We start from the raw sequence: 12485 nt of genomic DNA on the forward strand, positions 1-12485 counted from the left end.
TGAATTCCAGCATCCAAAATCTATCGGTAGGTCACGCCAAGGGCACCCAACCCGCATGCGATATAACATTGCCTCCACTATCCTACGGAGATTGGGCTTGTCATAAATCCTGTGCTGTAGCATGATCTCCCTCAGCTTTGACCAACGCTCGTCATTGAGCATAAGTCTTAGCATTGCAAACTCGTTTTATACTTGGTATCTGAGCCGTTATATTATGAATTTGCTTTCATTAATCAATGAATTAGGTAGTTCAGCTTTTAATTTGACCATCTATTGATGCCGCGGACAAGCCGCGGCACGTAGGCGGCAGGTGAATTGTCAACAGACCCTAGTTACAATTAATTAAATGATTTGTTGCAGCGACATTATGACGGGATAAAAGGGTTTTTATCACCCGATAAAGCACGAAACAAATTATGGATGCAACGATTAAGATATTTAAGAGGGTGGAAAAAGTTTGCGTATAATGGGTTTTCAGTTCAAGGATGGACAACGATTCTGATTTTACAGAGGTAAGTGAAGCAAGTTTTCCTGATAAGAAGCCCCCGATGCCTAAAGAGACAAAAAAGATTCCCATCATGGTACTTACTTTCTTACGGCTAGCGAGCACGGTAATGGCAGACAAACCAACAGGAGATAATAACAATTCAGCAATAGAAATAAGCAAATAAGCAGGGATAAAAAAGAGAGGCGATAACAAAGTGGCACCAGTAGAATTAGAGCAAACGAGGGTAATAAGGGCATAAGCTGCCGTCATGAAAAGCATGGCTAACAAGAATTTTTTCCCTGTGCGAATGCCGCTTTGGGCAAGAGTAAGTTGTGCTTTACTGCGTGAAAGCAGGTAGCCAAAGACAATCATGCCAATACTTTGAATACTTACGTAGTAAGGTGGAGGAAAAGCAATACCCAACAATTTGGGCTCCACCACGCGTGAGATGAATAGAGTTAAAGACATGAACATCTGAAAATAAAAGGCCCAAAACATCACCGAGATCACACACAATAATCCGATAACGGCTGTTTGTCTGGCTTGATGCGGCGATTCGCGCTTAATTGAATAAAATAAATAAACCAACGATAGGAGAACAACTGCACCGAAGGCTGCATCCGCGAAAATAGGGAAATTCAAGATAGAGAAAGAAATTAACCATAACACAACGATCATGCCTATCGCTTTAATCAATTTTTCTAAACGAAATTCATAAGGATGGTAATCAGCAATTTTGTAGCGATAGGCACCGAAAGCAAACACAGCAAAAGAAATGATCATCCCAAAAGCAGCACTAGCAAATGAAATGGACCAACCAAAATGGTCTTTTAACAGGCTAGGTAAAGTGGTGCCTAAAATGATACCCGTGGTAATTCCCATGTAAAAAATAGTAAAACCGCTTTCGCGCTTTGAAGAGCCAACATCGTATTCATTACCTAAAAGTGATGAGATGTTCGGCTTTAGTAATCCTGTACCCACTGCAACACCCGCTAAGGCAGCCGTCAAAACCACATCAGAAGTCAGGCATGTTAAGACTAGATAGCTAAAACACAGAGACACGGCGCCCGCTAAAATAGCTCTTTTTTGACCAATTAAATGGTCAGCAATCCATCCCCCAATGACCGGTGAAAGGTAGGTTAAAGCAGTAAAAGAGCCTACTAAAGCGTAAACTTGATCATCAGGCCATTTAAAATGAAGGGCAAGGTAGAGAGCAAGTAAAGATTGAACAACGTAAAAACCATATCTTTCCCACATTTCAGTAGCAAAGAAAACCCTTAATGACGGTGGGTGCGAGGCCAATTGATTTAATTCGTTATGCACAGTAATTTCTTAAATAGCTCTTGGGTCCCTTTAGTTTATCATACTGTTTTCATGTTTTACATACTGTCGGGTATTAAAACAAGTAATTTTGTCTTTCACGAGCATAAATCATTAGTGTATGATAGCTCAGACCGATCCAGGATGGAGAAAGGATGATAATTGTAAATACAAATTGCCGTCAAATCAAAGCGAATTGCGGGTCCGAGCTGGAAGCAAAAACTTGGCTTACTGAAGCCGCCTTGCGAATGTTATGTAATAATCTAGATGCTGAAGTTGCTGAAAATCCCGACGCTTTAATTGTCTATGGGGGACTTGGCCGTGCAGCACGCAATTGGCAATGTTTCCATAAAATTGTCGAAGTCCTTAAAAAACTCAATAATGACCAAACGTTACTTATCCAATCCGGTAAACCAGTGGGTGTGTTTACGACCCATGAAGATGCGCCGCGTGTCTTAATTGCGAATTCTAATTTAGTACCGCATTGGGCCAACTGGGAACATTTTAATGAGCTCGATAAAAAAGGGCTCATGATGTACGGCCAAATGACCGCGGGCAGTTGGATTTATATTGGTTCGCAAGGGATTATCCAGGGCACCTACGAAACGATTTCCGCTTGTGCCAAAAAGCATTTTAAAGGGGATTTGTCTGGACGATGGATTCTTACTGCAGGATTGGGAGGGATGGGCGGTGCACAACCACTGGCGGCGACAATGGCTGGTGCAAGTATACTTGCCATTGAATGTGACCAGTCTCATATTGAGAAGCGCCTAAAGACACGTTATCTCGATAAATCGACAGATGATCTTGAACAAGCATTGTTATGGATAGAAGAGTCTTTAAAGAAGAAAACACCCTTATCGGTTGGGCTTCTAGGTAACGCTGCTGAAATCTATCCTGAGTTATTGCGGCGCAATAGTTTACCCTCCTTAGTGACCGATCAAACAAGCGCTCATGATCCTCTCAACGGTTATTTACCGAAAGGCTGGTCTTTAGAAAAAGCGGAAAAAATGAGAAAAAGCTCACCAGAGGAGGTTATCGTTGCTGCAAAAAAATCGATTGCTGAGCAAGTCAAAGCCATGCTCGGGTTCCAACAGAAAGGCATCCCTGTTTTCGATTATGGTAATAATATTCGGCAAATGGCTTTCGAAATGGGAGTTAATGACGCCTTTTCAATCCCAGGATTCGTCTCAGAATATATCCGCCCTCTATTTTGTGAAGGAATAGGACCATTCCGCTGGGTGGCGTTGTCAGGTGATCCACAAGATATTTACGCGACAGATCAGAAAGTTAAAGAATTGATGCCTCAGAATAATCATTTGCATCGTTGGCTTGATATGGCTCGTGAGAAGATTGCGTTCCAAGGATTACCGGCGAGAATTTGTTGGGTGGGTTTAAAAGACAGGGCTCGTTTGGCAGTAGCATTTAACGAGATGGTCAAGCGTGGTGAAGTCAAAGCCCCCATTGTTATTGGTAGAGACCACCTTGATTCGGGCTCGGTAGCCAGCCCAAATCGCGAAACAGAAGGGATGTTAGATGGCAGTGACGCCGTTTCAGATTGGCCCCTGCTCAATGCATTACTCAATTGCGCCAGTGGAGCTACATGGGTCAGTATTCATCATGGAGGTGGAGTGGGTATGGGTTTTTCTCAGCATGCGGGGTTAGTGATCGTAGCTGACGGTACGGACAAGGCTGCAGCCCGTCTTAGCCGCGTCCTTCATAATGATCCGGCTACTGGTGTGATGCGTCATGCTGATGCAGGGTATGAATTGGCTAAACAATGTGCCAAAGAAAACAATTTATGGTTACCAATGGAAGCCATTGGAGAGCCCGCGCAATGACCGAATCATTTAGATTGATACCTGGGCAACTGAGTTTGCAAATGATCAAATCAATACTCAAAGAGAATAAGCAATGTGTCCTTGATGAGAGTGCTGTACCCCTGATTGATGCTTCCTGCCGCATTGTCCATCAGGTGATTGCGGATAAAAGAACTATCTATGGCATTAATACCGGATTTGGCTCACTTGCGAATCACCGAATTTCGGAAGAGCACTTAAAGCAATTGCAACGTAATATTGTACTTTCGCATGCCTGTGGGGCAGGGGAGCTTCTTTCTGATGGCGTTGTTGCATTAATATTATTGCTTAAAATCAATAGCTTGGCTCAGGGGTATTCGGGTGTGCGAAACGAATTAATTGATTTTCTAATTCGTCTTTATAACCAACGAATTTACCCCTGCGTACCTGCCAAAGGTTCTGTGGGTGCATCAGGGGATTTAGTTCCACTCGCCCATCTCTCCCTGCCTTTATTAGGGGAGGGGGAAGTGCGTTATGAAGGGAAAGTTCTGAGTGCTGAAGAGGGGTTAAAAATTGCTGGATTAAGCCCCATGGAATTAGCGCCCAAAGAAGGATTGGCGTTGTTAAATGGCTTACAGCCTTCAGCAGCACTTTGCATGAATGCTTTTTTTAGTGCCGAATTGTTGTTTGAGGCGGCTGTATTAGCAGGGAGCTTATCTTTGGATGCGGCTTGTGGAAGCGATATTCCTTTTGATGATCGCATCCATCTTGCGCGTGGGCACCAAGCCCAGCGTGACGTTGCGGCCTTGTATCGCGAATTGCTTGCGGATAGCCCTATTCGTGAATCGCATCGGCATTGTGAACGGGTACAAGATCCTTATTCTTTGAGATGCCAACCACAAATTATGGGGGCTGTATTACATCAAATGCAGTTTGTGGGGGAAACGCTACAAGTCGAGGCCAATTCCATTTCAGATAATCCATTGGTATTTATTGAGCAAGAAGATATCCTTTCAGGTGGCAATTTTCACGGTGAGATGATTGCAATGGCTGCTGATAATCTTGCTTTGGCTCTTGCGGAAATAGGGGCTAATGCAGAGCGACGTATAGCCTTGCTCATCGATAAGCATTTTAGTGGATTGCCTCCATTTTTAGTTAAAGAGGGAGGATTGAATTCTGGGTTTATGATTCCTCATGTTACGGCAGCGAGTTGTGCAAGCGATAATAAGGCACTGGCTCACCCGCATAGTGTGGATAGTATCCCTACTTCAGCGAATCAAGAAGATCACGTGTCAATGGCCACTAATGCTGCAAAACGCTTGCATGCGATGGTGGATAATACAGCCACTATTATTGCGATTGAACTATTAGCTGCTTGCCAAGGATTAGAGTTCCATAAACCTTTAACTACTTCACCAAAACTTAGAGCGGTTTATGCAACAGTCAGGGCTTTTGTTGATCCTTATACCACCGATCGGTATTTTGCGCCTGATATTGCCATAATTAAACAAAAAATCCTCGATGGTGATTTTGCATTGACTTAAAATGGGGGGAAGAGGATGACAAAGGTATTATTCATCACAGGGGCGAGTCGAGGCATCGGTAGAGCGATCGCTCATAAATTTGCGCGCGACAAAGCGTGCATCACCGTTGCTGCTAAGACAGACTTGCCCCATCCAACCCTTAAGGGCACGATACATTCTGTGGCTCGTGAGATAGAGCAACTTGGGGGACAAGCGTTGCCCTTAATGGTTGATGTGCGTGACGAAGACCAAATTCATCGCGCCATCGAAAAGACGATAGAACGGTTCGGTAAACTTGATATTTTAATAAATAATGCAAGTGCAATCCATTTAACCGATACGCTTTCTACTCCTATGAAACGTTACGATCTAATGCAATCGGTTAATGCTCGTGCAACGTTTGCGTGTTCACAAGCGGCAATTCCTCATCTTAAAAAATCACAAAATCCTCATATCCTTACCTTATCCCCTCCCTTGACAATGGATTCAAAATGGTTTGCTCCTCACCTTGCTTATACCATAAGCAAATATGGGATGAGCATGTGCACTTTAGGATTGGCTTTAGAGCTCAAACAACATGGGATTGCCGCGAACTCTTTATGGCCCAGAACAACCATTGCAACTGATGCCATTCGCGTGCATTTTCCCGATGCTATTTACAAAGCCAGTCGGAAACCAGAGATTGTGGCCGATGCCGCCTATTGGATTTTATCTCAACCGGCTAAGTCAATAAGCGGCCATTTTTTTATTGATGAAGAAGTATTAACGAAAGCTGGTGTTACCGATTTTTCCGTGTATGCTATCGACCCAACGACAAAGCCTTATGATGATTTATTTCTATGAGTGTTGAAATCTATACGGATGGCGCTTGCAAAGGCAATCCAGGGCCAGGCGGTTGGGGGGCCTTGCTTCGGTATAATGGCCATGAAAAAACGCTGTATGGCAGTGAAGCACACACCACAAATAATCGCATGGAACTCACTGCAGCGATTAAAGCATTATCCGCACTCAAACGGCCGTGTGTTGTTAATTTGTTTACCGATTCGCAATATTTGCGTTTGGGAATGACTGAATGGCTAATGCAATGGAAGCAGAAAGGCTGGCGCAACTCCAAAAAAGAACCAGTTAAAAACGCCGATCTATGGCAACAACTTGATGAGCTGGCTTCTAAACACACCATTATCTGGCATTGGATAAAAGGGCATGCTGGGCATCCAGAAAATGAACTTGCCGATGCTCTAGCGAATCGTGCCATCGAAGAACTTTTAAGTTCATCATAACAGCAAGCTTATCCTGCCAACATTGCACTAAGAGATTCCCTCACTACGTTCGGACGACATGAAGGGTATCACAACATTTCGAGTGCAACATCTACCCAGCACAGAATGCACAAGCTCTCCTTTGCGCCATTGCTGTCCCTTGCGAAGCGACTCTTGTCAGCAACTCCCCTAAGATCGCTTACCTCATTTAGAGCTCACTGCCATCGTAGATTCAAGCCACCATGTCTTTATTAAAGAAATGCGCTTTATTCGTGAACTGTAAAAAGGAACAATCATTGACATTAACCACCATTTTAAGCCAATATCTCCCGTTTTGAAGTGACTTCTTTTCTCATTTATTTAAGGTTTTCTATGAGGCAGATTGTCTTAGACACAGAGACAACCGGTATTGGTCCAGAGTTAGGACATCGAATTATTGAAATTGGTTGTGTGGAGTTAATCGACAGAAGATTGACCAAAAATCATTTTCACGTGTACCTAAATCCAGAACGCGCTGTGGATGAAGGCGCTTTCCGTGTTCATGGGATAAGTACAGAGTTTTTGCAAGACAAGCCTTCATTCAAAGCAATTGCTAACGAGTTGATTGAATTCATTGATGGCGCTGAATTGATCATCCATAACGCCCCATTTGATATTGGTTTTTTAGACACAGAATTAAAACTCATTAACTCCAGTTTTGAAATCAGAAATCGTTGCTCTGTGATTGATACGTTGATTTTAGCTAAAGAAAAACATCCTGGGCAACGAAATAACTTAGACGCACTTTGCAAGCGGTATGAGATAGATAACTCCAACCGTACCTTGCATGGTGCTTTGCTTGACGCAGAAATATTAGCTTCGGTTTATTTAGCCATGACTGGCGGACAGGCTGATCTCTTTGACGATACCGTGGAACTTATTACTCATTCCGAGATTATTATTCATCAACCAACAGAACAACTCGTGAGTGAGTCTCCTATACTTTCAGCGGACCAAGAAGAATTGCGCCGTCATGAGGAATTTATTCAGTTTTTAATAAAAAAATCAGGCAAAGATCTTTGGGAAGCTGAATAAAAAAATTTGAAATGTGCAAATTTTGTCCTATAGTTAGATTCAGGAATGGTCAACTACAGGATGAAATCATGGAAAGAATGAAACCTCGTAAGTTGTTATATTTTGCTGTTGGATTTGGCTTTTTCTTTGCAACTTCTGAACATATCGCCATTGCTGCTTCCCCCGATTTCGACTCACCGAAGATGATGGTTCTTGCCTCAAATAGCTTTATATTCAATCCGCGTACATTGACTTGGAAAGCAGTAAAAGATGGCAAGGTAATCCGATCAGGTAAAGCCATTGGTGGTAGTAAATATTGCCGAGACATTGGCCGCTCTTGTAGAACGCCTACAGGGACCTATTCGGTGCTTAGTAAGGGTGGGGCGGGATGCCGTTCTAGTCGTTATCCTGTTGGCAAAGGTGGCGCGAAAATGCCTTACTGTATGTTTTTCACAAGCAATTATGCTGTTCACGGCTCCTATGAGATGCCAAATTACAATGCAAGCCACGGATGTATTCGCGTTTCTCCCGAAGCAGCACGTTGGCTAAATCAAAATTTCTTGCATATTGGCTCTACTGTGGTTGTAAAACCTTATTAAAAGCATGTCATTCTAAGCAAAAAGGACCTCCTGACCCTTTGGCAGTAGCCTAGTTCAGGAGGTCCTTCGCTACTGCTCAGGATGACAAAAAAATATTACTTTTCTTCTTCACCCATCAACTCATCGTCATCATCTACACTGAAGGATGACCCGCACCCACAAGTGGTTTTTGCATTAGGATTGCGAATGACAAATTGTGCACCCTGAAGGTTTTCCACATAGTCGATTTCTGCATCACTTAGGTATTGATAACTCATTGAGTCAACTAATAATTTGACGGATGACTTGCCATCTGAGCAGGCTTGCTCAATGACTGTATCATCCTCTTGAATACTCTCATCGAAAGTAAATCCGTATTGAAAACCAGAACATCCTCCGCCAGTGACAAAAACTCGCAGATTCAAGCTGGGATTTTTTTCCTCGGCAATTAAAGACGCAACTTTATCTGCTGCGCTTACCGAGAAATAAATACCTGAAGAGGAGGGTGACGCATTGATTGCACTCATAAAAAACTCCGAATTAAATCGTCGTAGTAAATATTACGTTATATTGTTATTGTACTATACTACCGAATAATTTTTTCTATTATCGCACCACCTAAACACTGATTTTTATCATAAAAAACGATATATTGCCCCGGTGTGACTGCCCTTTGCAGAGTTGAAAACATCACACAATGCTCATTATTACTTTCAGGAGAAACCAGACAAGCCTGTTCAAGCTGTCGATAGCGTGTTTTCGCGTAGCATGTGAGCGGTAAATGATCGTTGTAATCAGCCAGCCAATGTATAGGACCACAAAGAAGGCCTTGCGAATAAAGCATGGGATGACTATTCCCCTGCGCAACAACCAATGTATTGGTTTTTAAATCCTTATCCACAACATACCAAGGCGCTTCGCTTGCGTCTGGCCTTCCTCCAATCCCAAGCCCTTGGCGCTGTCCCAACGTATAATACATCAATCCATCGTGACGGCCTAAATATTCTCCCTCAGTATTTTTGATATCGCCGGGTTTGGCTAAGATAAACTCTTTTAAAAAAGTTTTAAACCGCTTTTCACCAATAAAGCAAATTCCGGTGGAGTCTTTTTTATCATGGGTGACTAAACCAAGCTCTTTCGCAAACTCTCTGATTTGGGCTTTATGATAATCACCAATGGGAAACAAGGCTTTCTTTAAGGCTGAGGGATCCACTGCGTGCAAGAAATAGGTTTGATCTTTTTCCCTGTCTTTTGCCTTCAATAATGCGCCATTCTGCACCTTTGCATAATGTCCAGTAGCGATATAATCAGCACCTAAATTCAAAGCATGATTTAAAAAAGCATTAAATTTAATTTCTTTATTACAGAGAACATCAGGATTAGGCGTTCGTCCCTGTTCATATTCATTAAGAAAATGTGCAAACACGCGATCCCAATATTCTTTTGAAAAATTGACTGTGTGCAAGGGAATATTCAATTGTTGGCAAACCGCTTGTGCATCAGCTAAATCAAGCGCAGCAGCACAATAACCTTCTGTGTCATCCTGCTCCCAATTCTTCATAAACAAGCCTTCAACATGGTATCCTTCCTCACGCAAAAGCCAGGCCGCAACCGAAGAATCAACGCCCCCAGACATACCAACAATCACTTTAGCTTTCATAAAATAGCAATATGTATAAAAAAAATTCTATTTTACGGTATAATATAGGAATTTAAAATTAATATTAAAAGTAATTTCATGTTAATTAATTTAAAAAATGACGCGATAAAAGGAACTCAGACGGTAAAAGTGGAGTTGCATGAACGATTGCCTGCTCGAATAGTCTCTCCGTGCTCTCTAAATTGTCAGTTTGAAGTGAAAACGTGTGATAATTATTATCTGCTGACGCTAAATGTGGATGCTATGTTAAAATTGGTTTGTCAACGCTGTTTAGATGAGTTTTTCTATCATTATCTCAATCAAACGATATTAGCGGTTTGTCCCACTGAAGAAATGGCTGAAAAATTATTGGAAAAATACGAAAGCATTGTCTCCAATAACAATCAAGTTGACCTTGCAGAGTTATTAACTGATGAATTGCATCTCTATGCACCTGAATTTCATCCTTTAATCGATGAATGCAACAGCGAAGCTGCTAAATTCATCACGTTAGAGCAAGAATAATATAGAAATTATTGCGTAACACTTGGATTGCCGACAAAAAATCGGTAATATTCCGCCCCAGCAAATGCAAATTGTGTAGGAGTAATACAATGGCTGTACAACAGAATAAAAAATCACGCTCTCGTCGTGACATGCGTCGTTCCCACGATGCTTTAACTAAACCAACTTTATCAGTTGATTCAACTACCGGCGAGACTCACCGTCGTCATCACATTACCGAAGATGGTTATTATCGCGGTCGCAAAGTATTAGATACTGATAACGTTTACGAAGAACAAGAGTAATTGGCTTGAAAAATATCACCATTGCAATTGATGCGATGGGCGGGGATCATGGACTAAAAATTGTGATTCCTGCTTGTGTTCGTGCCGCTCGACACAACCCTGATTTGAAGTTGTTGTTGGTTGGTGATCAAAATCAGGTAAATGCCCATCTGAAAAAAATTGGCGTAGCCCAAAACAACCAATTTTCGGTTGTGCACGCTTCGGAAGTTGTCGCCATGGATGAATTGCCATCTCATGCGATGCGTAATAAAAAAGATTCTTCCATGCGAGTAGCTATTAATTTAGTGAAAGAAGGCCGTGCCCAGGCTTGCGTAAGTGCTGGTAATACCGGTGCACTTATGGCAACTGCCCGTTTTGTGTTAAAAACATTGCCTGGCATTGATCGACCAGCGATTATCGCTGAATTACCTACAGCGCGCGGAAGAACCCGTGTCATTGATTTGGGAGCCAACGTCGATTCCTGCGCTGAACATCTTTTTCAATTTGCTGTGATGGGTTCTGCTCTTATTCAAGCAGTGGATAAAAAACCAAAACCTAAAATTGGTTTATTGAACATTGGTGTAGAAGAAATCAAAGGTAATGACCAAGTTAAGCGCACCGCGCACATGCTTGCTGAATGCAATTTGATGAATTATGTCGGCTATGTGGAAGGGGATCACTTTTACTCCGGTGAAGTGGATTTGGTTGTGTGTGATGGTTTCGTAGGCAATGTTGCTTTAAAAGCAAGCGAGGGCTTAGCTAAATTAATGCTCTCCTTGCTTAAAGAATCATTTTCGCGAAATTTTCTTACCAAATTTGCCGGACTGGTTGCTTTGCCTGCCTTAGGCCATTTAAAAAAACGTATGGATCCCGCGCGCTATAATGGTGCAAGCCTTTTGGGTCTTAATGGCATCGTGGTTAAAAGTCATGGTGGTGCTGGTGAATTTGCATTTCAATTCGCGATCGAAGAAGCCATGTTAGAAGTTAAGAATAATGTGATTGACTTGGTACGGGAACAAATAACTGATTTTATCAATCAAGGTTTGCTACTATGAAAAATGCCGTTATTAATGGAACTGGTAGTTATTTACCTGAACGTGTAGTCACAAACAAGGATTTGGAATCTACTTTAGATACTAGTCATGAGTGGATTTTATCAAGAACCGGCATAAGCAGTAGGCGAATAGCTTCTGAGCAAGAAACCACCTCTTATATGGCTTGCCAAGCCGCAGTGAGAGCCATTGAATCTTCTGATATAGAGGCTGATGATCTCGATCTTATTTTAGTTGCTACGTGTACACCCAATCATTTTTTCCCCAGCATGGCGTGCCATGTACAAAAAGCACTTAATATAGCGAAACCAATACCTGCTTTTGATATTGGTGCGGCATGTAGTGGTTTTGTTTATGCGATGGATGTCGCTAAACAATACATCACCTCGGGTAGTGCAAAACATGTTATGGTTATTGGTAGCGAAAGCATGTCGCGCGCATTGGATTGGACTGATCGATCCACTTGCGTATTGTTTGGCGATGGTGCCGGAGCGGTTGTGCTCAGTGCGAGTGATAAGCCTGGTATTCTAGGTAGCACGCTCCATGCTTTGCATGACCATGAAGGCTACTTAACTTATCCTAATTCCGTAAGCCCGGAGAAAAGGGAATTCATCGGCATGCGTGGCAATGAGGTTTTCAAACTAGCTGTTAACATCATGGGTGATGTCGTCGACGAAATTCTTCAGACTTGTCACTTGCAAAAATCGGATGTTAATTGGCTGATTCCCCATCAGGCTAATCTTCGCATTATCCAGGCTATAGCGAAAAAATTAAATCTACCGATGTCACAAGTGATTGTAACCATTGAAAATCAGGGAAATACTTCTGCAGCGTCAATCCCTTTAGCTTTAGACTATTCTATTCGTGAAAAACGCATTAAACGAGGTGATTTACTACTGATTGAATCTTTCGGTGCTGGAATGACTTGGGGCGCAATGGTTATACGATACTAGGGCATGCCCAGTTGATTTGTGAATTGGAGCGAAT

At 42.3% G+C, this 12485-nt stretch carries 14 protein-coding genes; 10 read left to right on the top strand and 4 right to left on the bottom strand.

Annotated elements, in window-relative coordinates; all coding sequences use genetic code 11:
* Together B5D33_RS12485 and B5D33_RS12490 are read right to left on the bottom strand one after the other, a co-directional pair.
* On the bottom strand, nucleotides 1-174 hold a 174-nt coding region (locus B5D33_RS12485), incomplete at its 3' end, for a transposase (RefSeq protein ID WP_139364755.1).
* A gap of 154 nt (nucleotides 175-328) precedes the next feature.
* Nucleotides 329-1789, bottom strand: a complete 1461-nt coding sequence (locus B5D33_RS12490; protein ID WP_115304972.1) for a peptide MFS transporter — start codon at nucleotides 1787-1789, stop codon at nucleotides 329-331.
* A 173-nt stretch (nucleotides 1790-1962) separates the two neighbouring features.
* On the opposite strand from B5D33_RS12490, the gene hutU reads away from it, so the two are divergent.
* The 6 genes from hutU (at nucleotide 1963) to B5D33_RS12520 (ending at nucleotide 8040) form a co-directional block, all read left to right on the top strand.
* A complete protein-coding gene (gene hutU, locus B5D33_RS12495) occupies nucleotides 1963-3648 on the top strand; it encodes a urocanate hydratase (RefSeq protein ID WP_058451597.1) in 1686 nt (561 codons plus the stop codon).
* Nucleotides 3645-5150, top strand: coding sequence for a histidine ammonia-lyase (hutH, locus tag B5D33_RS12500; RefSeq protein ID WP_058451598.1), 1506 nt, complete (start codon nucleotides 3645-3647; stop codon nucleotides 5148-5150). Before hutU ends, hutH begins: the two co-directional genes overlap by 4 nt.
* A 15-nt stretch (nucleotides 5151-5165) precedes the next feature.
* The gene (locus B5D33_RS12505) at nucleotides 5166-5972 is read left to right on the top strand and encodes an SDR family oxidoreductase (protein WP_058451599.1); all 807 of its coding nucleotides are present in this window, start codon (nucleotides 5166-5168) and stop codon (nucleotides 5970-5972) included.
* Nucleotides 5969-6409, top strand: coding sequence for a ribonuclease HI (rnhA, locus tag B5D33_RS12510; protein WP_058451600.1), 441 nt, complete (start codon nucleotides 5969-5971; stop codon nucleotides 6407-6409). Before B5D33_RS12505 ends, rnhA begins: the two co-directional genes overlap by 4 nt.
* A gap of 351 nt (nucleotides 6410-6760) precedes the next feature.
* Nucleotides 6761-7462 (top strand): DNA polymerase III subunit epsilon, encoded by a 702-nt coding sequence (gene dnaQ / locus B5D33_RS12515; protein WP_058451601.1) that lies wholly within the window; start codon nucleotides 6761-6763, stop codon nucleotides 7460-7462.
* Between the two features lie 68 nt (nucleotides 7463-7530).
* Nucleotides 7531-8040: a L,D-transpeptidase gene (locus tag B5D33_RS12520; protein WP_058451602.1), complete on the top strand. Its 510-nt coding sequence runs from the start codon at nucleotides 7531-7533 to the stop codon at nucleotides 8038-8040.
* Nucleotides 8041-8135: 95 nt separating this feature from the next.
* Here the strand turns inward: B5D33_RS12520 and erpA are convergent, their stop codons facing one another.
* Together erpA and mnmA are read right to left on the bottom strand one after the other, a co-directional pair.
* Nucleotides 8136-8546 carry an iron-sulfur cluster insertion protein ErpA gene (gene erpA, locus B5D33_RS12525; protein ID WP_058451603.1) on the bottom strand — a complete coding sequence of 137 codons (411 nt, stop codon included), beginning with the start codon at nucleotides 8544-8546 and terminating at the stop codon, nucleotides 8136-8138.
* 59 nt (nucleotides 8547-8605) lie between these two features.
* The gene (gene mnmA, locus B5D33_RS12530; RefSeq protein ID WP_058451604.1) at nucleotides 8606-9679 is read right to left on the bottom strand and encodes a tRNA 2-thiouridine(34) synthase MnmA; all 1074 of its coding nucleotides are present in this window, start codon (nucleotides 9677-9679) and stop codon (nucleotides 8606-8608) included.
* Nucleotides 9680-9757: 78 nt separating this feature from the next.
* Here mnmA and B5D33_RS12535 point away from each other — a divergent pair, with 78 nt between their 5' ends.
* The 4 genes from B5D33_RS12535 (at nucleotide 9758) to B5D33_RS12550 (ending at nucleotide 12451) form a co-directional block, all read left to right on the top strand.
* The gene (locus B5D33_RS12535) at nucleotides 9758-10183 is read left to right on the top strand and encodes a YceD family protein (RefSeq protein ID WP_058451605.1); all 426 of its coding nucleotides are present in this window, start codon (nucleotides 9758-9760) and stop codon (nucleotides 10181-10183) included.
* A gap of 89 nt (nucleotides 10184-10272) precedes the next feature.
* Complete coding sequence (gene rpmF / locus B5D33_RS12540; protein ID WP_058451606.1) at nucleotides 10273-10467, top strand: 50S ribosomal protein L32; 195 nt, start codon at nucleotides 10273-10275, stop codon at nucleotides 10465-10467.
* Between the two features lie 5 nt (nucleotides 10468-10472).
* On the top strand, nucleotides 10473-11501 hold the full coding sequence (gene plsX / locus B5D33_RS12545; protein ID WP_058451607.1) for a phosphate acyltransferase PlsX: 1029 nt from the start codon (nucleotides 10473-10475) through the stop codon (nucleotides 11499-11501).
* Nucleotides 11498-12451 carry a beta-ketoacyl-ACP synthase III gene (locus tag B5D33_RS12550; RefSeq protein WP_078767447.1) on the top strand — a complete coding sequence of 318 codons (954 nt, stop codon included), beginning with the start codon at nucleotides 11498-11500 and terminating at the stop codon, nucleotides 12449-12451. The genes plsX and B5D33_RS12550 overlap by 4 nt, the downstream gene beginning before the upstream one ends.
* The last annotated feature ends 34 nt before the right edge of the window (nucleotides 12452-12485 follow it).

Origin of the sequence: Legionella maceachernii, assembly GCF_900167045.1 — a bacterium.
Taxonomy (GTDB): Bacteria; Pseudomonadota; Gammaproteobacteria; order Legionellales; family Legionellaceae; genus Tatlockia; species Tatlockia maceachernii.